This window comes from Streptomyces sp. NPDC018263 (assembly GCF_055562575.1).
This window is the reverse complement of the sequence record NZ_JBVHFA010000007.1, coordinates 213,533-235,945: the sequence shown is the minus strand read 5'-3', so window position 1 is coordinate 235,945 and position 22,413 is coordinate 213,533. Positions and strand designations below refer to the sequence as shown.

General features: G+C 73.1%; 20 protein-coding genes. 14 read left to right on the top strand and 6 right to left on the bottom strand.

Annotated elements, in window-relative coordinates; genetic code table 11:
• Positions 1 to 34 precede the first annotated feature (34 nt).
• From ACZ3HQ_RS21545 to ACZ3HQ_RS21515, 7 genes are all read left to right on the top strand, one after another.
• On the top strand, positions 35 to 913 hold the full coding sequence (locus ACZ3HQ_RS21545; RefSeq protein WP_467513156.1) for a diiron oxygenase: 879 nt from the start codon (positions 35 to 37) through the stop codon (positions 911 to 913).
• The gene (locus ACZ3HQ_RS21540) at positions 910 to 1,158 is read left to right on the top strand and encodes a hypothetical protein (RefSeq protein WP_051887550.1); all 249 of its coding nucleotides are present in this window, start codon (positions 910 to 912) and stop codon (positions 1,156 to 1,158) included. The genes ACZ3HQ_RS21545 and ACZ3HQ_RS21540 overlap by 4 nt, the downstream gene beginning before the upstream one ends.
• Positions 1,158 to 1,997, top strand: coding sequence for a class-II aminoacyl-tRNA synthetase family protein (locus tag ACZ3HQ_RS21535; RefSeq protein WP_467513154.1), 840 nt, complete (start codon positions 1,158 to 1,160; stop codon positions 1,995 to 1,997). The genes ACZ3HQ_RS21540 and ACZ3HQ_RS21535 overlap by 1 nt, the downstream gene beginning before the upstream one ends.
• Positions 1,998 to 2,031: 34 nt before the next feature.
• Positions 2,032 to 2,883, top strand: a complete 852-nt coding sequence (locus ACZ3HQ_RS21530) for an alpha/beta fold hydrolase (protein WP_467513152.1) — start codon at positions 2,032 to 2,034, stop codon at positions 2,881 to 2,883.
• A gap of 61 nt (positions 2,884 to 2,944) precedes the next feature.
• On the top strand, positions 2,945 to 3,475 hold the full coding sequence (locus tag ACZ3HQ_RS21525; RefSeq protein ID WP_467513150.1) for a 4'-phosphopantetheinyl transferase superfamily protein: 531 nt from the start codon (positions 2,945 to 2,947) through the stop codon (positions 3,473 to 3,475).
• A gap of 131 nt (positions 3,476 to 3,606) precedes the next feature.
• Positions 3,607 to 5,028, top strand: coding sequence for an FAD-binding oxidoreductase (locus ACZ3HQ_RS21520; protein WP_467513148.1), 1,422 nt, complete (start codon positions 3,607 to 3,609; stop codon positions 5,026 to 5,028).
• Between the two features lie 35 nt (positions 5,029 to 5,063).
• Positions 5,064 to 6,632 carry an MFS transporter gene (locus ACZ3HQ_RS21515; RefSeq protein WP_467513146.1) on the top strand — a complete coding sequence of 523 codons (1,569 nt, stop codon included), beginning with the start codon at positions 5,064 to 5,066 and terminating at the stop codon, positions 6,630 to 6,632.
• A gap of 61 nt (positions 6,633 to 6,693) precedes the next feature.
• Here ACZ3HQ_RS21515 and ACZ3HQ_RS21510 read toward each other — a convergent pair whose 3' ends face one another.
• Positions 6,694 to 7,605, bottom strand: coding sequence for a LysR family transcriptional regulator (locus tag ACZ3HQ_RS21510; RefSeq protein WP_467513144.1), 912 nt, complete (start codon positions 7,603 to 7,605; stop codon positions 6,694 to 6,696).
• A 102-nt stretch (positions 7,606 to 7,707) separates the two neighbouring features.
• Between ACZ3HQ_RS21510 and ACZ3HQ_RS21505 the strand changes: the two genes are divergently transcribed.
• From ACZ3HQ_RS21505 to metK, 5 genes are all read left to right on the top strand, one after another.
• Positions 7,708 to 8,073, top strand: coding sequence for a YybH family protein (locus ACZ3HQ_RS21505; RefSeq protein WP_031180449.1), 366 nt, complete (start codon positions 7,708 to 7,710; stop codon positions 8,071 to 8,073).
• Positions 8,074 to 8,607: 534 nt separating this feature from the next.
• Entirely contained in the window at positions 8,608 to 9,669 is a 1,062-nt protein-coding gene (locus ACZ3HQ_RS21500) for a ParB N-terminal domain-containing protein (protein WP_350906431.1), read from the top strand.
• A gap of 28 nt (positions 9,670 to 9,697) precedes the next feature.
• Entirely contained in the window at positions 9,698 to 10,552 is an 855-nt protein-coding gene (locus tag ACZ3HQ_RS21495; protein WP_467513141.1) for an SDR family oxidoreductase, read from the top strand.
• A 57-nt stretch (positions 10,553 to 10,609) separates the two neighbouring features.
• Positions 10,610 to 11,581 carry an aldo/keto reductase gene (locus ACZ3HQ_RS21490; protein ID WP_467513139.1) on the top strand — a complete coding sequence of 324 codons (972 nt, stop codon included), beginning with the start codon at positions 10,610 to 10,612 and terminating at the stop codon, positions 11,579 to 11,581.
• A 67-nt stretch (positions 11,582 to 11,648) separates the two neighbouring features.
• The gene (metK, locus tag ACZ3HQ_RS21485; RefSeq protein WP_467513138.1) at positions 11,649 to 12,836 is read left to right on the top strand and encodes a methionine adenosyltransferase; all 1,188 of its coding nucleotides are present in this window, start codon (positions 11,649 to 11,651) and stop codon (positions 12,834 to 12,836) included.
• A 56-nt stretch (positions 12,837 to 12,892) separates the two neighbouring features.
• Here the strand turns inward: metK and ACZ3HQ_RS21480 are convergent, their stop codons facing one another.
• The 4 genes from ACZ3HQ_RS21480 to ACZ3HQ_RS21465 form a co-directional block, all read right to left on the bottom strand.
• Positions 12,893 to 13,627: an isocitrate lyase/PEP mutase family protein gene (locus ACZ3HQ_RS21480; protein ID WP_467513136.1), complete on the bottom strand. Its 735-nt coding sequence runs from the start codon at positions 13,625 to 13,627 to the stop codon at positions 12,893 to 12,895.
• Positions 13,628 to 13,790: 163 nt separating this feature from the next.
• Positions 13,791 to 15,182, bottom strand: coding sequence for a nitrosuccinate lyase (locus ACZ3HQ_RS21475; protein WP_467513135.1), 1,392 nt, complete (start codon positions 15,180 to 15,182; stop codon positions 13,791 to 13,793).
• On the bottom strand, positions 15,179 to 17,107 hold the full coding sequence (locus tag ACZ3HQ_RS21470) for an FAD/NAD(P)-binding protein (RefSeq protein WP_467513133.1): 1,929 nt from the start codon (positions 17,105 to 17,107) through the stop codon (positions 15,179 to 15,181). The genes ACZ3HQ_RS21475 and ACZ3HQ_RS21470 overlap by 4 nt, the downstream gene beginning before the upstream one ends.
• Positions 17,108 to 17,111: 4 nt before the next feature.
• Positions 17,112 to 18,845: an AMP-binding protein gene (locus ACZ3HQ_RS21465; RefSeq protein ID WP_467513132.1), complete on the bottom strand. Its 1,734-nt coding sequence runs from the start codon at positions 18,843 to 18,845 to the stop codon at positions 17,112 to 17,114.
• Between the two features lie 305 nt (positions 18,846 to 19,150).
• Here ACZ3HQ_RS21465 and ACZ3HQ_RS21460 point away from each other — a divergent pair, with 305 nt between their 5' ends.
• Positions 19,151 to 20,128, top strand: coding sequence for a hypothetical protein (locus tag ACZ3HQ_RS21460; RefSeq protein ID WP_467513130.1), 978 nt, complete (start codon positions 19,151 to 19,153; stop codon positions 20,126 to 20,128).
• Positions 20,125 to 21,099, top strand: coding sequence for a histidinol-phosphate transaminase (locus tag ACZ3HQ_RS21455; RefSeq protein ID WP_467513128.1), 975 nt, complete (start codon positions 20,125 to 20,127; stop codon positions 21,097 to 21,099). Before ACZ3HQ_RS21460 ends, ACZ3HQ_RS21455 begins: the two co-directional genes overlap by 4 nt.
• A 20-nt stretch (positions 21,100 to 21,119) precedes the next feature.
• Here the strand turns inward: ACZ3HQ_RS21455 and ACZ3HQ_RS21450 are convergent, their stop codons facing one another.
• Complete coding sequence (locus ACZ3HQ_RS21450) at positions 21,120 to 22,367, bottom strand: MFS transporter (protein ID WP_467513126.1); 1,248 nt, start codon at positions 22,365 to 22,367, stop codon at positions 21,120 to 21,122.
• Positions 22,368 to 22,413 lie beyond the last annotated feature (46 nt).

Genomic DNA, 22,413 nt, shown 5'->3' with positions numbered 1-22,413 from the left:
CGCAGAGCAACGTTCCCCGAAAGAAGGTCTGCCGATGCCGACGACCGTCAAACCCGTGAAGCTGGATCTGGCCCGGCTGGAAGCGATGGCGGAGTCCGACTACTACAACCCGTACACGATCTTCGACTGGCCCGAGTCCCTCGGCACCGACCGGCCGTGGATGAGCGAGGACCTGGTCACGCTGGCCGGCACCGAGGAGTGGGGGAAGCTGACGCGTGAGCAGCAGCTCGCCCTGACCCGGTTCGAGGCGGTGAACTTCTTCAGCCTCAACGTGCACGGCATCCGTGAGCTGCTCAGCGAGGTCGTGCTCCGCATCCACACCAAGACCTACGCCGACGCCTCGGAGTTCCTCCACCACTTCATCGGGGAGGAGAACGAGCACATGTGGTTCTTCGGGACCTTCTGCCTGAAGTACGGCGGGAAGGTGTACCCGGCGGTGCCGCAGGTCGGTCCGGGCCGGATCGAGGGGGTGGGCGACGCCGCGACCGAACTGGTCATCTTCGCCCGCATCCTGATCTTCGAGGAGCTGGTCGACTACTTCAACGCCCGGATGGCGACGGACGATTCGCTGCCGCCCATCGCGCAGGAGATCAACCGGGTCCACCACCAGGACGAGAGCCGCCATGTCGCCTTCGGGCGGCACCTGTTCACCCAACTGCTGGACCAGGTCAAGGAGAGCCGCCCGGAGGACATCCCGGTGCTGGCCAACTACCTGGAGTCGTACCTGGAGTACAGCGTGCGCAGCCTGTACAACCCGGCCGTGTACCGCGACGCCGGGCTCGACCAGCCCCTCGAACTGCGCCGCCGCCTGCTGGAGCACCCGGCCCGGCACGCCGCGCACACCGCGATCCTCAACCGCACCCGCAAGTTCCTCGCCCGCAACGGCCTTCAGGTCCAGGGAGCATCGGCATGAGCGACGACAAGCTGACCAAGATCCTCACCTTCATCCACCAGCGCAACCCCGAGGTGGGCGAGCTGAACCTGGACGACGACCTGATCGACCGCCGCGCGGTGGACTCGCTGGCCTTCGTCGAGTTCCTCTACCTGCTGGAGGAGCTGAGCGGGGAGACCATCGACCCCGAGGAGATCGACGTCGAGGACTTCCGCACCCTGCGCGCCATCGACAAGCGCTTCCTGCACGGCGCGGCGGCCCACTGATGGGCACCGCCACGGGGACGACGGACAACGGCCTCGGGGTGCTCGGCCCCGACGAACTGCGGCTGCTGCGCGCGTTCGACTCGCTGGTGCTGTCGTGGGCGCACGAGTGGGAGGCGGAGGAGCGGCGCTACCCGTTCCTGCTGCGGCCGGCGGACCTGGAGTCCATCGACTACTACGAGAACTTCCCGCACCTGGGTCTGGCCGCGGTCGCGGCCGACCCGGCCCGGCTCGGCGAGCTGCGCGCCGGTGCGGCGGGCCCGCTGACGGAGCTGCCGGCGTCCGTCCTGGGCGACGCGGCGCTGGCCCTGCCCTCGGCCGCGTGTTACTCGGTCTACTTCGACCTGAAGGACCGGGTCCTGCCGGCGACGGAGAACCGGTTCACCACGGTCGCCACCTGTTTCCGCAACGAGACGCGCTACGAGGGCCTGCGCCGGCTGCTCGGCTTCAGCATGCGCGAGATCGTGTTCGTCGGCTCGCCCGAGGGCGCCACCGGGCACCTGAAGCGGGCCAAGGAGCAGGTGCTGGGCCTCGCCGACCGGCTGGGCCTGAAGATGAGCACCGAGGTCGCCACCGACCCGTTCTTCGACCGCACCGGATCACGGGCCACGATGCAGCGGCTCTTCCCGGTGAAGGAGGAGTTCGTGGTGGACGGCCTGGCCATCGGGTCGGTGAACTACCACCGCAACTTCTTCGGGGAGCGCTGCGCGATCTCCCTGCCCGACGGCGCGCCCGCCTCCACCAGTTGCCTGGCCTTCGGCCTGGAGCGGTGGGTGCACGCGCTGACCGCCCGGTTCGGTGACGCCCGGTCCGCCGCCGAGGCGGTCCTCGAAGCCGTCTGAGTCCCGCCCGCCCTCCTCCGCCGAAAGTGAGCCGATGACCGACACGACCGTCGACGACGCCCTGGAGACCGGCGAGATCCAGGTGAACGACGACATCCGGATCGCGTACGAGCGACGCGGGTCCGGTCCCGACATCGTCCTCGTCAACAACTTCTTCATGGACCGCAAGTCCTGGCGGTCCTACACCGCGAAGCTGGCCACCACGGCCCGGCTCACCTCCTACGACCTGCGCGGCCAGGGCGACTCCAGCCCGCACGCCGGGGAGCCGGTGTGGGAGGACCACATCAGCGACCTCAAGGCCCTGTTCGACGGGCTGGGTCTGGAGAAGGCGATCCTGGTGGGCACGTCGTTCTCGACGCTGATCTGCCGGGACTTCGCCGTGGCCCACCCGGACCGGGTGCAGGGACTGATCCTCGCGGGTCCCGCGATGAGCCCGCACGGCCCGCAGCGGCTGCGCCGGATCACCAAGTCCTGGCTGAAGACGCTGGAGACGTCCGGACTGGGCGTGCTGTACGAGCAGTTGTACCCGCTGGTCTCCGGCGACCGGGCGGTGGAGGAGGCGGGGCCCATCGGGTTCATGGGCCGCAAGCAGAACTTCCTCGGCATCCACACCGTGGACTCCCTGCGGGCCGGGCTCGCGGTGTCGGTGAAGGCGCCGCTGGACCCGCAGATCATGACCAAGGTGGCCGCGCCCACGCTGCTGTTCGTCGGCGGGGACGACTTCTCGCTGTCCACGGACGCGGTGCGGGAGATGGTGGGGCTGTTCCCGGACGCCGTCACCGTCACCGTGCCGGACGGCGGACATCTGGCCTTCCTGGAGGAGCCCGAGTGGTTCCAGCGGGAGGTGGAGTCGTTCGTCGAGCGGGTCGCCGGGACGGGTGACTGAGACACCGCTTCCGGGGCTCCCGAGCGCTTGGCTGCTCGGGAGCCCCGGTCGTGTCCGGCGAGTGGTGCTGGCGAGCGCCGCGGTCGCCCCGCCGGGCACCGGAGCGGCACAGCACCGGGCCGGCCGGGACGCGGTGGGCGCGGCTCTGCGGCGCGCGGGCAGCCCGGTGACCTCGGTGGGCCGCGCGTACAGCGGGGCGCCGGTGTGTCCGGCGGGGTTCCCGGCCTCGGTGACCCACAGCACCGCGCTGGCGGTGGCCGCGGTCGCGCCCGGCGCGCGCGGGGTGGGGGTGGACCTGGAGCCGCGCTGCCCGGACCTACGGCTGCACCGGTTCCTGCTGGACGAGCGGGAGCGGGCCGAGCTGTGGCCGGCGGGCGATCCGGCTGGCCTGCGGCGGCTGTTCGCCGCGAAGGAGGCCGCTTTCAAGGCGCTCTCGGAGTGTGTGGACGCCCATGGCGGGCTGTTCTGGCGGGTGCGGCTCGGCCTTCGCGAGGGGCGGCTGTGGGCACGGGCCGGCGACCGGTACGCGCTGGTCGGGGAGCTGACGGCACCGGGATTCGCGCTGGCCGTGGCGGTCACCGCCGACCCATAACCAAAAGTTCGGTATCCCAGAAAAACTAGGTCTTGGACTTCTGATCGCATCGTCGGGACCATGACTGGGACGGCAGTGCCGCAGCGACCCCCGTCAGCGGCACTGTCGTCCCTCGACGAAAGGAACGGACCGTGCCCGCTCGCCCCGAACCGCCCACCGCGCGCGAGGATCTGAGTGCGGCCGCCCGGCAACTGGCGGAGCGCGTCGGCGGCCCGCTGTTCACCGAGGGCCAGGACGGCTACGACGAGGAACGCGCCCGCTACCAGACCCACCGGCCGCACCGCCCGGCGCTCGTCGTCGGCGCGGCCGAGCCCAAGGACGTCCAGCTCGCGGTGGAGTTCGCCGCCGCGCGCGACCTCCCCGTCGGCGTGCAGGCCACCGGGCACGCGCCCGCGCTGCCCGCCGCCACCGGGGTCCTGGTCAGCACCCGCCGGATGACCGAGGTGCGCGTGGACCCGGCCGCCCGTACCGCCTTCGTGGGCGCGGGCGTGCGGTGGAAGCAGGTCGTCGAGGCCGCCGCGCCGCACGGTCTGGCCCCGCTCAGCGGCAGCGCCCCGGACGTGGGCGCGGTCGGCTACTCCCTGGGCGGCGGAATCGGCCTGCTGGCCCGGAAGTTCGGCTACGCGGCCGACCACGTCCGGCGCGTGGAGTGCGTCACCGCCGACGGCCGGCCCCGCGAGGTCACCGCCGACAGCGACCCGGACCTGTTCTGGGCGCTGCGCGGCGGCCGCGACAACTTCGGCCTGGTCACCGGCCTCGAAGTCGACCTGGTGCCGGTGACCGGGCTCTACGGCGGCGGCCTGTTCTTCGACGGCTCCTCGGCCGAGCGCGTCCTGAACGCCTACCTGCGCTGGACGGAGACGGTTCCCGAGGAGATGACCTCCTCCCTGGCCCTCGTCCCGCTGCCCGACGCCCCGACCCTGCCCCCGCCGCTGCGCGGGCGGTACGTGGTGCACGTCCGGATCGCCTACCTGGGCGACCCGGCGTACGGGGAGCGGCTGGTCGCCCCGCTGCGGGCGCTCGGGCCCCGGCTGGCGGACTCGGTGCGCGAGCTGCCGTACACCGAGTCGGGGACGATCCACAACGACCCGGTGGCGCCGGCCGCGTACGTCGGGACCAACGTGATGCTCGGCGGGCTCGACGCGGGCGCGGTGCGCACCGTACTGGAACTGGCCGGGCCGGACGCGCCGATCACCAGCATCGTCGAGATCCGCCACCTGGGCGGGGCCCTGGCCCGCGCTCCGCGCGTGCCGAACTCCGTCGGCCACCGCTCTGCCCGCTTCCTGCTCGCGGTGCTCGACCGGGTCACCGACGACACCGCCGCCCCCGTCCGCGCCGCGCACACCCGGCTCACCGACGCCCTCGCCCCGCTCACCGCGGGCCGCAACCTGAACTTCCTCTACGGCGCCGCCGCCACCCCGGACCAGGTGCGCCTGGCGTACGAACCCGACGACTACGCGCGCCTGGTCCGGATCAAGGCCGCGTACGACCCCGGAAACCTCTTCCGGCTGAACCACAACATCCCGCCGAACCCCTCCCCCGGCCCCCGCTGAAGGGCCGCCGACCGCTCAGGACAGCAGAAGGAACGATGATGGAAAAGAAATGGTGGACCCTGTTGGGGGTGTGCGGCGGGACGTTCATGCTCCTGCTGGACACCACCATCGTGTACGTCGTCATGCCCGATGTGCAGCGCGACCTGAACGCCAGCTTCGCCGACCTCCAGTGGGTGATCGACGGTTACGCGCTGGCGCTGGCCTCCTTCCTGCTGACGAGCGGCACGCTGGCCGACCGGTTCGGCCGCAAGCGCCTCTACGCGATCGGCGTGGCCCTGTTCACGGTCGCCTCGCTGCTGTGCGGTGTGGCGCAGTCCCCGCTGATGCTGATCATGTCCCGGGTGCTCCAGGGCGTGGGCGGCTCGGTCATGTTCGCCACCGGTCTGGCGCTGCTCGCGGGCAGCTTCCAGGGCAAGGAACGCGGCATGGCGTTCGGCGTGTGGGGCATGGTCACCGGCCTCGCCTCCGCCATCGGCCCGGTGGCCGGCGGTCTGATCTCCAGCGGCATTAGCTGGCGCGGCATCTTCCTCGTCAACGTGCCGATCGGCGTCATCGTGGCGCTGATCATCGCGCTGCGCGTGGACGAGTCGAAGTCGCCGTTCGCCCGCAAGCTGGACTGGCCCGGCTTCGTCCTGCTCACCGGCGGCCTCGCCACCCTGGTCTACGGCCTGATCCGCGCCGGTGAGACCGAGTGGAGCGACGGCCGCGCGGTGACCGGCCTGGTGGTGGGCGCGGCGCTGCTGCTCGCCTTCCTGCTGGTGGAGGCGAAGTCCGAGCAGCCGATGTTCGACCTGCGGCTGTTCCGCATCCCCACCTTCGTCGGCGGTTCCATCGCCGCGTTCGCCATGAACGGCTCGCTGTTCGCGATGTTCCTGTTCCTGGCGATCTACTTCCAGGAGGCGCTGGACTACTCCTCGCTGGAGACCGGCCTGCGCCTGCTCACCGCCTCGCTGTCGATGCTGGTCGCCTCCCTGATCGCCGGGCGGCTCAGCGCCAAGGTGCAGCCCCGTTACATGATCGGGGTCGGGCTGCTGCTGGTCGGTGCCGCGCTGCTGCTGATGAGCGGGATCGACGAGTCCAGCGGCTGGGAGCACTTCGTCCCCGGTCTGGTGCTGGGCGGTGTCGGCGCCGGTCTGGTGAACCCGCCGCTGGCCTCCACGGCCGTGGGCGTCGTGGACTTCTCCCGCTCCGGCATGGCGTCGGGTGTGAACGGCACCTTCCGCCAGCTCGGTGTGAGCGCGGGTGTCGCGGTGCTCGGCTCGACCTTCGCCGGGGTCATCAGCGACCGGTTCCGCGACGGGCTGCGCGGGGTGCCGGAACTGGCGGGCCGCAGCGACCAGTTGGCCGCCCTGACGCGGGGCGGCGAGACCGGTGAGGCGGTGCGCATGGTGCCCGAGCAGTACGGGGACAAGGTGCAGCAGATCGCCACCACCGGGTTCGTGGACGGCCTCAACACCCTGCTCGGCGTGTCGGCCGGCGTGGCCCTGCTGGGCGGTGTGCTCGCCCTGGTGCTGATCCGGCCCGCCGACTTCCAGGCGGCCCAGGCCCCCAAGCCCGGGGCTAAGGACGCCCCCGGCCAGTCGCCGGTGGCCGCGGAGAGCTGAGTCAGGTACACGAAGAGCGGGCCCGCCGGTTGCCGACGGGCCCGCTCTTCGTGGTGTCAGGTCACGCGCCGCTCATCGAGGCGACCTGCGTGGCGGCGGGCTCGCCGAAGGACTGCCGGCAGTGCAGCAGCAGCTCGCGCAGGGCGGGGCTCTTGGTGGGCGCGGAGATCAGGGCGAGCACCGCGGGGACGTCGGCGTCGGTGATGGCGACGGTCTTGAGCCCCTTCTGGTGGGCGGTCATCGACTCGGAGAGCACCGCGACCCCGAGGCCCCGCTCGGCCAGTTGCATCACCGCGCCGGGCGCGCTGGCCTGGAGGGCGATGGTCGGGGTCAGGCCGAGCGCGGCGGACGCCTCGTCCAGGGTCGCCCGGATGCCGGTCCCCTCGGGCAGGCAGACGAGCGGGAAGGCACTCAGTTCCGCGAGGGTGACGCCGTCCTTTTCGGCCAGCGGGTGCTCGTGCGGCACGGCGGCGACGATCGGCTCGCTGATCACCTGCCAGCCGTCCAGGTCCTCCGGCGCGCGATGGGCGGCGCCGATCAGCGCCAGGTCGACGGTGCCCTCGCGGACGTACTCGACCAGCTTGGCGGAGTCGTCCTCGAGCAGGCTGATCTCGACGCCGGGGTGGGCGAGATGGAAGCCGGACAGCGCGTCGAAGAGCGGCTGGACGGTGCAGGCGGTGACCATGCCGACCACCAGCTTGCCCCGGACCAGGCCGTTCATCTCGTCCACGGCCTGCCGCAGCGAGTCCATGGAGGACAGCACGGACTTGGCGTGCGCGAGCACCACCTCGCCGACGGCCGTGAGCTGCACACTCCGGCCGGAGCGGTCGATCAGGGTGGCCCCGAGGTCGTTCTCCAGTTGGCGGATCTGGGCACTGATCCCGGGCTGACTGATATGCACCAGCTCTGCGGCCCTGGTGAAATTGGCTTCCTGTGCCACGGCGATGAAGTACCTGAGCTGCCTGATCTCCATAACTCCAAATTATCACGCCGATCCGGATGATTGATTGGACTTGTTCTCGGCCAATGACGGAAAATTGCCACGTTGGTACCCGGACCGCAGGAAAGGATGATTGTGTCCGAGAACGAGAAGGCCCTGAAGCCGGAAGACCTCACCCGCCTCTTCGTGGAGCGCGCCAACGCCGGTGACGCCGCCGGCCTCGCCGCGCTGTACGACGAGGAGGCCGTGATGGCCTACCCGCCCGGCAGCACCACGGTGGGCCGGGAGGCGATCCGCCAGCTCTGGGAGAAGGTGCTGTCCAACGGGCCGCACTTCGAGCCCGAGGAGCCCCTGCCCACGCTGGTGTTCGGTGACATCGCGCTCACCTCCACGCCGCCCAAGGACGGTTCCGGCGCTCGCGCGCAGGTGGTCAAGCGCCAGGCGGACGGCAGTTGGCTGCGCATCATCGACCAGCCGGAGTTCCGCCCGCCGACGAGCTGACGGCCTGTCGCTTTTTGGCCATCCTCGCCTGGGCGCCACCGGCCACCACACGGCCGGGCGCCCCGGTGCGCGACGCGGGACGCCCGGCCGAAAAACCTGTTGCCTCGCACGAGGCACCGGTTCCCGGGCGGATGATTTCCCAGATCGTGCGTTGACGATTCACCGGCACCGGATATGGTGCACGGCAGCAGGTCCAGAGCCAAACGGGGGAGGCTCTTCACAGTGATACGCGATACTCGGCGCCGCTTTTCGGCGCGGCGGGTCCTTTTCCGGAGCCGCCCCTTCCAGCCCGGCCCACTCGGTCCACGCCGCCCTTCGAGCGCGGCGCAGCACCGGCGGCCGGGCTCTCGTGTATCCCCGGCCCGTTGTCGCGGCCGGGTATTCGCGCACAGTCGCTGACCGCCCTGTAACACCGTCACCGGTATGTCGCGGCGCCCTCACGGGTCTCCCGAACCGGTCGACCGGTCTGTGACCACGCGCGTCAATCTCACATCTTTATGCCCCCCGTACGGACATATGAACAGGAGATTGAGAATGGCTGTGACGGAAACCAGAGGAATTCACCTCGCCGCCCCGGTGATCTGTGAGTCGGCGGAAATGTGGAACGCGCAGGCGGACAGCCTGCCGGTGACACGGGCGCCCATCGAGTCGTTGTCGACCGATGACTCCCCACGTATATCGGGGGAGAACGAGGAACACGTCCGGCACCTGGCGCAGTGTGTCTCGCCGCTGCCGCCGATCATCGTGCACCGCGCCACGCTCCGCGTCATCGACGGCGTCCACCGGCTGCGGGCCGCCCGGCTCAACGGGCAGACCCACATCGACGTGCAGTACTTCGACGGCACCGCCAAGGACGCCTTCCTGCTGGCGGTGGAGCGCAACGCCCACCACGGGCTGCCGCTGACCCGCGCCGACCGCAACGCGGCCGCGCTGCGCATCATCCGCTCGCACCCGGACTGGTCGGACCGGATGATCGCGTCCGCCACCGGCCTTTCACCGAAGACGGTGGGCTCGATCCGGCGCCGTTCGGGTGACGCAATTCCTCAGTTGAACGCCCGGATCGGCCGCGACGGCCGGTCGCGCCCGGTGGACAACACCGAGCGGCGCCGGCTGGCGGGTGAATACGCCCGCACCCATCCGCAGGCCACGCTGCGGGAGATCGCCCGGGAGAGCGGGCTGTCCCTGGCGACCGCCCGCGATGTGCGCGAGCGCGTGCAGAAGGGCGCGAGTCCGACCCTCGGCGGCCGTCCGTCCGGCGGCCCGGTGCCCAGGCCGGCCGCCGCGCCGCCCGCGTCGCGCGGTCCGGAGCAGGGCGGGGTGACCGCCTTCGCGCTGGCGGAGACGTTACTGCTGCTCAAGCGGGACCCGTCGATACGGCTCACCGAGCACGGCCGGTTCCTGCTGCGGCTGCTGGACACCCACGCGCTGGCCAACCGGCGCTGGGAGGAACTGGTGGACCGTATTCCGCCGCACTGCGCGGCCAAGGTGGCGGCCGCTGCCCGCGAATGCGCGGCCTCCTGGCGGGACGCGGCCCAGCAGTTGGAGGAGCGGGCCCGCGCGGTCGACGGGCGGGGGGCGGTGAACACCATCGCCTGAATCCGGCGGTTCTCCCTATGCTCTCCGCATGACAATTCTGGTGACCGGGGCCACCGGCAAGACGGGCCGCCACGTATTGCGGGAACTGCTGGCGGCGGGCGAAGAAGTACGTGTACTGACCCGCAATCCGGAAAACGCGAACGTTCCTTCCGGAACGAGTGTCGTACGCGGTGACCTGAGTGAACCGGAAAGCCTTTATCCGGCGCTCGACGGGGTGTCGTCCGTATTTCTCTTCCCGGTTCTCGACGCCATTCCGGCATTCACGGCGACGGCGAAACGCGCGGGCGTGGAGAAGGTGGTGCTGTTCACCGGGGCCTGGGCCGCGGGGCACACCGCTCGGGACCGGGCCTCCTGGGTCTATCCGAGGTACCGGGCGGCCGAGGCGGCGCTCGCGGAGAACGGGCCGGAGCGGTGGACGGTGCTCCGGCCGGCGCCCTTCGCCACCAACGCGCTGTGGTGGGCGCCGGGCGCACGGGCGGACGGGGTGGTGCGACTGCCCCATCCCGACGCCGTCTGCCCGGTGGTCCACGAGGCCGACCTCGCGGCGGCGGCCGTGGCCGCCCTGCTGACGGACGGCCACCACGGGCGGTGGTACACGGTCACCGGGCCCGCGCCCGTCTCGCAGGCCGAGCAGGTCGCCGCGATCGCTGAGGCGAGCGGGCGGCCGCTGCGGGTGGCACGGATCGACCCGGAGGTCTGGCGGTCCGAGGCGGAGCGCTTCCTGCGGCCGGGCATCGTCGCCGACCTGCTGAACGAGTGGTCCCAGACCGAGGCCGACCCTTCCTGCGCCCTGCCGGTCACCACGGCCGTGGAGGACCTCACCGGCCGGCCCGCGCGGACCTTCGCCCGCTGGGCCGCCGACCACGCCGACGACTTCCGCTGACCCCGCCGATCCGGCACCCGGCCCCGGCCCCGCCCCGCCCCGCCCCGAAAGGACGTCATGGAGTACACCCAGCTCGGCCGCAGCGGTCTGCGCGTCTCCCGGCTCTGCCTCGGCACCATGAACTTCGGGGTGCACACCGAGGAGGCGGAGGCCCACCGCATCCTGGACGCCGCCCTGGACGCGGGCGTCAACTTCGTGGACACCGCCGACCTGTACGGCTGGCCCGAGCACCCCGGCCTGACCGAGACGGTGATCGGCAACTGGCTGGCTCTGGGCGGGGGCCGCCGCGAGCGTACGGTGCTGGCCACCAAGGTGTACTCGGACATGGGCGACTGGCCCAACGAGGGCGGGCTGTCCGCGCTGCACATCCGCCGGGCGGTCGAGGCCAGCCTGCGGCGGCTGCGCACCGACCACATCGACCTCTACCAGATGCACCACGTCGACCGGTCCACCCCCTGGGACGAGATCTGGCAGGCGATGGACGTCCTGGTGACCCAGGGCAAGATCGTCTACGTCGGGTCCAGCAACTTCGCGGGCTGGCACCTGGCCGAGGCCCAGGAGAGCGCGCGCGCCCGGCACCTGCCCGGCCTGGTGAGCGAGCAGTCCCACTACAACCTGCTGGAGCGCACCGTCGAGCTGGAGGTGATCCCGGCCGCCCGGCGCTACGGCATCGGCCTGCTCCCCTGGTCTCCCCTCCACAGCGGCCTGCTCGCCGGGGTGCTGCGGGACGAACGCCGGGGCGTACGGCGCACGGTGGCGCGGGCCGCCGCCGCGCTCGCGACCCGGCGCCCGCAGATCCAGGAGTACGAGGACCTGGCCGCCGAGCTGGGCCATGAGCCGGGGCATGTCGCGCTGGCCTGGCTGCTCGCCAACCCCGCCGTCACCGCGCCCGTCGTCGGCCCGCGCACCCTGGCCCAGTTGCACAGCGCGCTCGCCGCGCTCGACGTCGAGCTGGAGCCGAAGGCACTGGCCCGGCTCGACGAGATCTTCCCCGGTCACCGGCCCGCCCCCGAGGCGTACGCCTGGTGACACCGGCCGGGGCGAACCGGCCCGGCCACCCCGCACCGTCAGCAGCCGCTGCAACCCGAGGAGTGTCATGCCCCGCCGTCTGTTCACTTCGGAGTCCGTCACCGAGGGCCATCCCGACAAGATGGCCGACCGGATCAGCGACACGGTCCTCGACGCGCTGCTGGCGCGTGACCCGCGCTCGCGCGTCGCCGTGGAGACCCTGATCACCACCGGCCAGGTGCACGTGGCCGGCGAGGTCACGACGCGGGCCTGGGCGGACGTGCCCGCCCTGGTCCGCGAGGCCGTGCTCGACATCGGCTACGACGCCTCCGCGAAGGGCTTCGACGGCGCCTCCTGCGGGGTCTCCGTCTCCATCGGCGCCCAGTCCCCGGACATCGCGCGCGGTGTCGACGCGGACGGCGAGGATCTCCTGGCCGCCCAGGGCGCCGGGGACCAGGGCCTGATGTTCGGGTACGCGACGGACGAGACCCCGGAGCTGATGCCGCTGCCGATCCGGCTCGCGCACCGCCTCGCCCAGCGGCTGACCGAGGTGCGCCGCTCCGGGAACATGCCGTACCTCAGGCCCGACGGGAAGACCCAGGTCACCGTGGAGTACGACGGGGACCGGGCGGTCCGGCTGGACACGGTGGTCGTCTCCGCGCAGCACGCGGCGGACGTCTCGCTGGAGGACCTGCTGGTGCCCGAGGTGCGCCGGAACGTGGTCGACGTGGAGCTGGCGCGGCTGGCCGCGGAGGGCATCGAACTCGACACCGAGGGATGCCGGTTGCTGGTGAATCCCACCGGGCGCTTCCACATCGGGGGGCCGATGGGCGACGCGGGGCTGACCGGCCGGAAGATCATCATCGACACCTACGGGGGCATGGCCCGGCACGGCGGGGGCGCCTTCTCGGGCAAGGACCCGTCCAAGGTGGACCGCAGTGCCGCGTACGCCATGCGCTGGGTGGCCAAGAACGTCGTGGCCGCAGGTCTCGCCGCGCGCTGCGAGGTGCAGGTCGCGTACGCGATCGGGCGGGCCGAGCCGGTGGGCCTGTTCATCGAGACCTTCGGCACCCACCGGGTCGGCGTGGACGTGATCGGCAAGGCCGTCGACGAGGTCTTCGACCTGCGCCCGGCGGCCATCATCCGCGACCTCGACCTGCTGCGCCCGATCTACGCGCAGACCGCCGCCTACGGCCACTTCGGCCGCGAGCTGCCGGACTTCACCTGGGAGCGCACGGACCGGGCGGAGGCGCTGCGCGCGGTGGCCGGGCTGTAGATCCAAAAGACGCGCCCCGCCCAGGACTCGGGCGGGGCGCGTCGCTGTGCCGGGGGTCAGGCGGGCAGGGTGCGGGCGAGCTCCGTGAGGGCGGCCTCGGCACGCTGGTGCAGGCCGCCGCCGAAGGTCACGCGGGCGGCACCCAGCCGGCCCAGCTCGGCCGGGGCCGGCCCGTTCGGCAGGTACAGGGCGTTCAGCGGGGCCGGGACGCCCTTGGCCAGCTCGGGCAGCAGCTCGGCCGGGGCCAGGATCGGATAGACCACGTCCGCCCCCGCCTCGGCGTACAGACGGCCCCGGGCGATCGCCTCCTCGGCGTCGCTCGCGCCGTGCAGGAACGTGTCCACGCGGGCGTTGAGCACCAGCCCTCCGTCGGCGGCCGCCACGAACTCGCCGAGCCAGACGGCGTGTTCCGCTGCCTCCTTGAGCTTGCCGGAGGCGTGGTCGGTGTCCTCCAGGTTGCAGCCGACGGCGCCCGCACCGAGCAGCCGCTCCACGATCCCGGCCGGGGCGAGTCCGTAGCCGTCCTCGATGTCGACGGTCACCGGGACGTCCACCGCGCGGATGATCCGGGCCAGCGCCTCGAACGCCTCGTCCGTGGGGACGGCTCCCCCGTCGGAGTACCCGAGGACGGCGGCCACCGCGGCACTGGAGGTGGCCAGCACCCGGTGCCCGGCATCGGCGAACACCCGGGCACTCACCGCGTCCCAGACATTGGGGATCACCAGCGGGTCACCGGGTTCCGGCCGCCGATGCAGCGCACGAAACTCCTCGGTCCGGGTACGGCTGGACACAGGTCGCCTCCAAAACGGTCACCACGAACAGGCCGCCGCCAGCGTAGGCAACGCGGGGTGCGTACGTCCCGTGGTCCCGTCGGCGACAGCCCGGCCGGCTCGGGAGCCGGCCGGCGCACGTCGGGCAGCACCACAGGCGGCCAGACGCCGTTCCCGCGCCGCCTCAGCGCTTCAGCGCCCGGTCCACCAGCGCCCCCGCCGCCCCCGTGTAGCGAGCCGGGTCGAGCAGTTCGGACAACTCCGCGCCGTCCAGCACACCCGCCAACTCCGGCAGGACCGCCAGGACTTCGCCCAGCGGCACCCCCTCCCCCGCCGCCCGCCCGGACGCCTCGGTCAGCAGTCGCCGCGCCTCCGCCTTGCCCAGGCGCGGCGCCAGGACGGCGGCGAGGCGTTCGGAGACGATCTGGCCGCCGGTCAGGGCGACGTTGGCGCGCATGCGGTCGGGGTGGACCGTGAGGCCCCGGGCGAGGTCGAGGGCGGTGTGGGCGGCGCCGCCGGTCAGGCGGAGGGCCTCGCGGAGCAGGGTCCACTCGGCGTGCCAGGCGCCCGCGGACCGCTCGTCCTCGGTGGTGAGGCACTGGGTCAACCCGGCCGACAGCACCGGCACTTGGAGGGCCGCCGAGCGGATCAGCGTGGCGAGGACCGGGTTGCGCTTGTGGGGCATCGCGGAGGAGGCGCCCCGGCCCCCCGGGGCGGGCTCGGCCAGCTCGCCGACCTCCGTGCGGGCCAGTACCTGCCCATCGACCGCGATCTTGCCGAGCGCGGCCGCCGTGTGGGCGAGCGCTGTGCCGAGGTCGGCGACCGGGGTGCGCAGCGCGTGCCAGGGCAGGACGGGCCGGGCGAGGCCGGTCTCGTCGGCGTACGCGGCGGTGAGGGCGTCCAGGTAGCCGCCGGGGTCGTCGGCACCGGTGGCTCCGTCGAGGCGGGCGTACTCCAGGTATCCGGCGAGGGTGCCCGCCGCGCCGCCGAGGGCCACCGGCAGGCCGTGGTCGAGGACCCGGCCGAGCCGTTCGGCGGAGTCCAGCACCAGGGACCGCCAGCCCGCCGCCTTGAGCCCGAACGTGGTGGGCACGGCGTGCAGGGCGAGCGTGCGCCCGGCCATCACGGTGTCCCGGTGCTCCCCGGCGAGGCGGGCCAACTCCTCGGCGGCGGCGCGCAGGTCGGCGACGGTGAGCCGCAGCGCGCGGGCGGCCACCAGCATGGTGCCGGTGTCCAGGATGTCCTGGCTGGTGGAGCCCCGGTGGACGTACTCGGCGGCGGCCGGGTCGGCGGCGGCGACCACGGCGGTGAAGGCCCGGACCAGCCCGACCACCGGGTTGGCGGTCTCGCGGGCCGCGAGGGCGAGCGCGCGGGCGTCCAGCCGGCGGGCGTCGGCGGCCTCGGTGATGACGGCGGCGGCCGAGGCGGGTACGGCGCCGAGCCGGGCCTGGGCGCGCGCCAGCGCGGCCTCGGCGTCCAGCATGGCCTGGAGCCACGCCAGGTCCCCGGTCGCCTCCTCCACGGGCACCCCGGCCCGCACCGGGGACAACAGGCCGACGTCGAGTGAGGCGCTCATGCCGTCACCTCCGCAGGCCCGGCGGAGACGGGCGCGGGCAGGGACAGTACGGCGTGCGCGATGGCGTCGGAGTCCTCCAGCGTCACGGAGCCCACGCCGGGCCGGATGCCCGCCGCGGTGACCCAGTGCACGGCCTCGGTGGGGACGCCGTAGGCGAAGCGCCGGGGGTGGGCGCGGCCGGCGGCGTCGATGAGCCGGTAGGGGCGCGTCGATACGTCGAGCCCCCCGGTCTCGTACACCCCGCCGTGCGCGGTGGGTATCCGGTGCGGGCGGCACTGGCCGGTGTTCAGCAGGTGGCGGAGCAACGGGTCGGCGGTGCGCAGCAGGTCCGGCTCGGGCAGCCGGGCCTCGATGAGCGCGGCGAAGGGCGGCGCGACATCCGTTCCGCCGAGGGTGCGGGCGATGAACGCGGGGCCGTCGTCGGCGGTGTCCACGAGCAGTCCGGGGGGCAGGATCTCCACGATCCCGGCCTCGATGAGCGCGGTGAGTTCCTCGATGCGGGAGGCGGGCGGGCCGATGGAGAGGAAGGCGTTGAGCGGGGTGTACCAGGCGTGCAGTTGGTCGCGGTAGGAGGCGCCGTCGATGCCGTCGTGGTCCACCACGAGACGGATCTCGTTGCGCAGGTCGCGCAGCACGTCGAGGGCGGCCTTCAGCGGGCCGGTGACGTTCCCGGCGCGGGCGTCGGCCACGTCCTGGCGCAGATGCCCGAGCAGCCACGCGCGGTACTCGGCCATGGAGGTGAACTCCCGCTCCCCGTACGGCCGGGCGACGCGCGCCCAGTCCCAGCGGTCGGCCGCGCCGAGGCCGGCCGCGTCGAGGAACGCGTGCTCCTCGCTCTCCGGGACGTGCGGGTAGGCGTCCGCGAAGGCGGTGGCGTCCTGGCCGCGCGCGGTGAGCAGGGCCGCGTAGTAGACGCCCTGTACCTCGCGGGCGATCAGCGGCCACAGGTCGGCCCGGAAGCTCAGCCGCTCGCCGCGCCGGGCACGTTCGCGCAGGGCGGCGACCCCGTCCTGGTCCAGCAGCCGGGGTTCGTGGCGGCCGTGCGCACCCTTCTGGTTCTCGCCGCGCGCGTGGTACGGCACCCCGCGCCGGGAGCCCGCGAACATGCGGGGTTCCTCGCCGGAGGCCCGGTACACGAGCCGGTCCCCCACCCGCGCGAAGGAGCCGCCCCGGCCGAGCGTGAACAGCGCGAGGTAGTCGAAGAAGTTGAGGCCGACCCCGCGCAGCAGCACCGGCTGTCCGGCGCCGACGGCGGAGAGGTCGTGGTCGGCGGGGTTGGCGGGTCGCAGATAGGTCAGTCCGTGCGTGGCGGCGAAGTCGGCGAGCCGGCGTATCTCGTCGGTCGGCTGGTTCGGCAGGTGGCCTAGGGCGAGGACGACGGCGTCGAGCCCGGTCAGCCTGGTCCCGTCGGCCAGCAGCACGCACTGCGGGCCCCCCGGCACCGGCCCGGCGTCGTCCAGGGCGACGGCGCGCGAGGCGTGCACCCGGACGGTGATGTGGGCCGGTGCGGTGGCGATCAGGCGCCGGAAGACCCAGCGCAGGTAGTGGCCGTAGAAGGCGCGGGTCGGGTAGGAGTCGGGGCCGAGGGCGCGGGCCTCGGCGGCGATCGACGCGTCCGCGGTACCGGTGCCGGCCAGGCGGCGCGCCCACTCGTAGAGGCTGGGGCCGTCCTCGACCGGGCCGACGATGTCGACGCTGTGGTCGGTGAACAGGGTGACCTGGGAGGCCACCGTGTTCATCAGCAGGTGCGGGGACTGGGCGGTGCGCCAGACCCGGCCCGGCCCCGGGGGCGAGGGGTCGACGAGGTGCACGGTGAGCCGTTCACGCGAGGGCGACTTGCGTTCCTGGGCGAGCAGCCGCTCCAGGACGGACACGCCGCGGGGCCCCGCCCCGACGACGCAGATCTCCGAGGGTGTGCTGATCAAGGGGTCACTCTCCGCTGGGCTGTGGAGTGGGCGTGGCCGGTCCGGGGACCGGACGGGGAACGGGGCGGTGGACGGCGGCGGCCGGGGTGAGCCGGATGGAGACCTCCGCTCCGGCGCCGACCGGCAGGGGCATGGAGAGGTAGTCAGCGCCGTCGCGCACCCGGTCGAGGTAGGGGCCGGTGGGGGCGGAGCCCAGGGCGAGCACGATGGTGCCGGGGCGCATCCGCCCCTCCAGCGCGGTGAGCGCGGGCAGGGCCAGGTCGGGTCGGCAGTCGAGCAGGGCGAGGTCGACCGGGGCGGGGGCGCGGCCGAGGTCGTGCAGGCCGGCATGGCGGACCTCCGCCCAGGGGGCGAGCCCGGCGGCGGTGAGCCGGGCGCGGGTGTCGGCGGCGCGGTGGGCGTCGGGCACGTGGCCGACGACGTGCCCGGCGCCGTTCGCCCGTGCTCCGGCGGCGAGTTGGTCGAGGGAGCCGTCGGCGGTGCCGTCGAACGCCACCACGCAGTCCGCCCGCAGGGAGCGGACCAGGGAGTACAGCAGGCGGCCGATCTCGGGGGTCAGCGGTTCCCCGGCGCGGCGGGCGCGGTCCGGGCGGACGAGGTGGACGAACCCGTCGGCGTCGATGGCGGCCCGTACCCCGGTGTGCAGCCAGCCGTCGGCCGGGTCGTCCGGGCCGAGGGAGACGGCCAACCCGGCGCCGCCGACCAGCAGTTCGCCGTCGGGGCCGATCTCGGCGCGGACGTGGGACAGGGGCCGCCCGACCGTGCCGGATCTGCGCGCGGCGGGGGTGTTCCAGCTCACCGCGCCGGTGTTCCCGGCCAGCCCGTACCCGGCGTACACCGGCAGCCCGAGGCCCTCGCACTCGCGGAGCAGCGGGTGGGGCACCTCGGTGCCGCACCACAGCAGCGGCACGCCGGGGGTGCCGAAGAGGGCGGCCGGTACGGGTCTGCCCTCGCGGCGCGCGGTGCGGGCGGCGCCGATCAGGGCCGTCGCGGCGGGCGGGGTGACGGCGAGCGCGGTGGGCCGCACGGTGGCCGTCCACTCCGGCAGGGCGGTGGCGGGGATGCCGGGCGGGGGCAGCAGCAGGCAGCCGCCGTCGGCGAGGGCCATCGGGGTGGCGGCCACCTGGTGGGCGAGGGCGCCCAGCGGGACGGTGACCGCGCAGCGGGCGAAGGCTCCGGCGGGCAACTCGGCGCGCAGCGCGTCGAGATGGGTGCCGACGGCGTGGGCGCGGATGCCGACCCGGCCGGCCGCGCCCGCCGAGGCGGGGAGGATCTTGCAGATCCAGTCCCGGTCGTCGTCGGGGACGCGGTAGGCGCCGGGCGCGGAGTCGGTGAGCGCGGCGAGGTCGATGGGGACGACCGGGCAGCCCTCGGGCAGGACGCGCCGGTCCGCCCAGCCGGCCAGCAGGGCCAGGCCGCGGGCGTCGGCAAGGACGGCGGACACGTCCGCGAGCAGGGTGGCCGCGGTGCGCGCGGAGGCGCCGGACGGCACGGGGCAGCCGGTCACCCGCAGGGCCAGCAGGGCGAGTTCGGCGACGACGGCCTCGGCGGTGTCGCCGCACAGGATGCCCACCCTGTCGCGGGGGCCGGGGGCGAGGCGGTCCCCCAGGGCGCGGGCGGCGCGGGTGATCTCGCGGTAGGAGTGGACGACGGCGGTGCCGTCCTCGGCCGTCACCTCCACCAGCGGCCGGTCGCCGTCCTCGGCGTGTCTGCGCAGGACGGTCTCAACGGCCCTCACGCTCGGTTTCCTCCCGTCGGGCGCGCCGCCGGGCGCGGTGGTGACGTCCGCCGCTCAGGCGGTGGTGCGTTCCGGGCCGAACCGGTTCCAGCCGACGTCGTCGCACCCGTGCGGCAAAAAGCCGGTGATTACGCCGTTCATGTCTCCCCCTCTTCGGCAAAGGCATCGAAAATCAGGGTTCGGGGAATGTGCGAACACCCGTGGGGTTCGATCCTCCGACGGAACAACCGTCGCCCGTCGGCGAACGAACACAAAAGACCTAACATGCTTCGGGTCGGCGCAGTGCCGTGAAACGAAGGATTGAAATGGAAACAGCTCAGCGTAAATCGGGCACGGAAATGACCGGGACGCCTCTGGAGGAGCAGGGGCCCGGAGCGCTCCAGGAGGCGATAGCCGCCTGCTCGGCCGGCCTCGCCGAGGACGTCCCGGACTACCGCACCACCATGCGCAACGTCGCCGAGGCCCTGAGCGGCCTCTCGCGCGCCGTCGCCGAGCAGGCCGACTGGGCGCCGCAGCGGCCGGACGCCTCCGGGGTCCGTCCGGACACCGGGGAAACCGGCGGCGCGAACTCCGCTTTCCGGTACCTGAACGGCCTTCCGGACATCAACCGGGCCATTCAGAATGAGTTGGCGGGGGCCCGCGAGGAGATCCTCACCGCCCAGCCGGACGGCTCGCGCCCGCCCTCGGTGCTGCGCGAGGCGCTCGCCTCGGTACGCCGGCAGCTCGCCGCCGGGGTGGCCATGCGGACGCTCTACCAGCACAGCACGCGGTTCGACGAGCCGACCAAGCAATACGTCAAGGTGGTGACCGAGTTCGGTGTCCAGGTGCGCACACTGCCGGAGTTCTTCGAGCGGCTCATCATCATCGACCGGTCGGCGGCGTTCCTCCCGGGCAGCCGGGACCGGCAGACCGCGGTGCTGGTCCGGGAGCCGGCCGTGGTCGGTTTCCTCACGGACGTGTTCACCCGGCAGTGGGACCGCGCCGAACCGTTTCCCTTCGTCCCGGTGCGCGCCGCGGAGGCCGCCGGAGAAGTGATCCCGGACATGCGGGAATCGATCCGGAAACTGCTGATCGAGGGCCGCTCGGACAAAGAGATAGCCCGGCGTCTGGGATTGAGCCTGCGGTCACTGCAAAGCCATGTGGCGCGCCTGAAAGAGGATTATGGCGCGCAGCACCGGCTCCAGCTCGGATATCTCATGGCATTGAGCGATCATTCCCCGGCCGGGCCGGATTCCGGTAATTCCCCGCGCCTTCGAGCGACTCCAGGAGAAACGCGTCCATGACCCGTCACGCGCTGGCCGCGAACGAGAACCCCTACCCGCCGCTGCCCTCGGTGCGGACCGCGCTCGCGGCGGCGGCCGGCGGCCTCAACCGCTACCCCGACCGCACGGTGACCGAGCTGGGCGAAGCGCTCGCCGCCCGCCACGGGGTGCCGCGCTCGCACATCGTGACCGGCGCCGGATCGGTGGGCGTCACCCACCACCTGCTGCACGCCGTGGTCCGCGACGGCGACGAAGTGGTGTACGCCTGGCCGTCGTTCGAGGCGTACCCGCATCTCACGGAGATCTGCCGGGGCACCTCGGTACGGGTGCCGCTGCGCGAGGAGCGGCACGACCTGGCGGCCATGGCCGACGCGATCACCCCGCGCACCGCCCTGGCGATCGTCTGCAACCCCAACAACCCGACCGGCACCGCCGTCACCCGTACGGAGCTGGAAGCCTTCCTGGACCGGGTGCCGGGGAACGTCCTGGTGCTGCTGGACGAGGCGTACCGGGAGTTCGTGCGCGACCCGGAGGTCCCGGACGGCATCGAGCTGTACCGGGACCGGCCGAACCTGGTCGTGCTGCGGACCTTCTCCAAGGCGTACGGCCTGGCCGCGCTGCGGGTCGGCTACGCGGTGGCGCACGCGGAGGTGGCCGCCCGGATCAGGCACACCGTCGTGCCGTTCGGGGTGAACGCCCTCGCGCAGACCGCCGCCCTGGCCTCCCTGGCGGCGGAGGACGAGCTGCTGGAGCGGGTGGAGGCGGTGGTCAAGGAACGCGACCGGCTGACCGGCGCGCTGGCGGTACCGGTGACCCCGTCGGAGGCCAACTTCGTCTGGCTGCCGCTGGGCGAGGGCACGACCGCGTTCGCCGAGGCGTGTGCCCGCGCCGGGGTCGCCGTACGGGCCTTCCCCGGCGAGGGCGTACGCCTCACGGTCGGCACCCCGGAGGCGAACGACGCCGTACTGCGGATCGCGGCGGCGCTCACCTGAGGCCCAGTCTCACCTCAGGCTCAGTCCCGTACCGGCGCCGGCTCCCGCATCTCGGCCGGGCGGCGCGCCTCCGCCCAGCGCACGGCGGGCTCCATGGCGAGGCCCGCCCCCAGGAACAGCGCGCCCACGACCAGCCAGCCGCCGGTGCCCCAGGACAGGATGAGCGTGGTCAGCAGCAGCGGGCCGACGAGCCGCGCGACAGCGGTCCCGGCGCCGTAGAAGCCCTGGTACTGGCCCTGTTTGCCGGCGGGGGCGAGGGCGAAGCCGATCTCCCAGGAGCCGGAGCCGAGCAGCATCTCGCCGAAGACCTGCACACACGCGGCGAGCAGCAGCACCAGGACCGGCAGCCAGGCCGAGGTGCCGGCCGCCGACACCGCGAAGCACACACAGGCCAGCAGCAGCACGATCCCCGCCTGCCGCACGGCCCGCGCGGCCGACCGCAGCCCCTTCACCCGCGCGGCCATCCGCACCTGGAACAGCACCACGCTGAGGGTGTTGAGCACCAGCAGCGCCGACACCGTCCAGCCCGGCGCCCCGGTCCGCTGCACGATCCACAGCGGCAGCACCACGCTGAGCAGCGGCATGTACAGCAGCATGACCATGTTCAGCAGCGAGACCAGCGCGTACGGACGGTCCCGGAGCACGGTGAGCGCGCGTCCGGCGGGCCGGCCGTCCGCGGGGAGCTGTTTCGCGGGCGCGGGCAGCCGGCCCAGGACCCACGCGGCCAGGACGAAGGTGACCGCGTCCATGGCCAGCGCCGTGAGGTAGGCCGCCTCGCTGTCGAGCTGGAGGGCGATGCCGCCGAGGGCGGCGCCGAGCGCCAGCCCGGCGTTGACGGTCGACTGGAGGTAGGCCCGCGTCTCGGTGCGCCGGGCGGGTTCCACCAGGCCGGCCAGCAGGGCCTGCCGGGCGGCCGCGAGCCCGCACTGGCAGCAGGTGTACAGGCACACGGCGGCCAGGAACGCCGGATAGGTCCGCACGAAGAGCAGGGAGCCGATGGCGGCGCCGGTGGCCAGCGACATCAGGATGGCGATCCCGCGCGGCCCGCGCCGGTCGGCAAGGTGGCCGAGCGGCACGCCGACGACGGCGCCGAGCGCCCAGCCGATGGTGAGCGCGGCGCCGATCTGGGTCGGGGACAGCCCGATGACCCGGCTGAAGTACAGCACCGAACACACGTAATAGGCGCCGTCGCCCACGGAGTTGGTGAGCTGCGCCAGGGCCAGGGTCCTGGGCGGCCCCGGTGGGGGGATGATCCGGCTGACGCGCATGCGCTTCCTTCCGTACGGGCCCGTGCCGGGAGGAGTCTTTCCGGTA

Bases quoted from the DNA above. Each gene is read 5' to 3' on its own strand.
- ACZ3HQ_RS21545 (WP_467513156.1), top strand. From the start codon at position 35: ATGCCGACGACCGTCAAACCCGTGAAGCTGGATCTGGCCCGGCTGGAA.
- ACZ3HQ_RS21540 (WP_051887550.1), top strand. From the start codon at position 910: ATGAGCGACGACAAGCTGACCAAGATCCTCACCTTCATCCACCAGCGC.
- ACZ3HQ_RS21535 (WP_467513154.1), top strand. From the start codon at position 1,158: ATGGGCACCGCCACGGGGACGACGGACAACGGCCTCGGGGTGCTCGGC.
- ACZ3HQ_RS21530 (WP_467513152.1), top strand. From the start codon at position 2,032: ATGACCGACACGACCGTCGACGACGCCCTGGAGACCGGCGAGATCCAG.
- ACZ3HQ_RS21515 (WP_467513146.1), top strand. From the start codon at position 5,064: ATGATGGAAAAGAAATGGTGGACCCTGTTGGGGGTGTGCGGCGGGACG.
- ACZ3HQ_RS21510 (WP_467513144.1), bottom strand. From the start codon at position 7,605: ATGGAGATCAGGCAGCTCAGGTACTTCATCGCCGTGGCACAGGAAGCC.
- ACZ3HQ_RS21500 (WP_350906431.1), top strand. From the start codon at position 8,608: ATGGCTGTGACGGAAACCAGAGGAATTCACCTCGCCGCCCCGGTGATC.
- ACZ3HQ_RS21495 (WP_467513141.1), top strand. From the start codon at position 9,698: ATGACAATTCTGGTGACCGGGGCCACCGGCAAGACGGGCCGCCACGTA.
- ACZ3HQ_RS21490 (WP_467513139.1), top strand. From the start codon at position 10,610: ATGGAGTACACCCAGCTCGGCCGCAGCGGTCTGCGCGTCTCCCGGCTC.
- metK (WP_467513138.1), top strand. From the start codon at position 11,649: ATGCCCCGCCGTCTGTTCACTTCGGAGTCCGTCACCGAGGGCCATCCC.
- ACZ3HQ_RS21475 (WP_467513135.1), bottom strand. From the start codon at position 15,182: ATGAGCGCCTCACTCGACGTCGGCCTGTTGTCCCCGGTGCGGGCCGGG.
- ACZ3HQ_RS21460 (WP_467513130.1), top strand. From the start codon at position 19,151: ATGGAAACAGCTCAGCGTAAATCGGGCACGGAAATGACCGGGACGCCT.
- ACZ3HQ_RS21455 (WP_467513128.1), top strand. From the start codon at position 20,125: ATGACCCGTCACGCGCTGGCCGCGAACGAGAACCCCTACCCGCCGCTG.
- ACZ3HQ_RS21450 (WP_467513126.1), bottom strand. From the start codon at position 22,367: ATGCGCGTCAGCCGGATCATCCCCCCACCGGGGCCGCCCAGGACCCTG.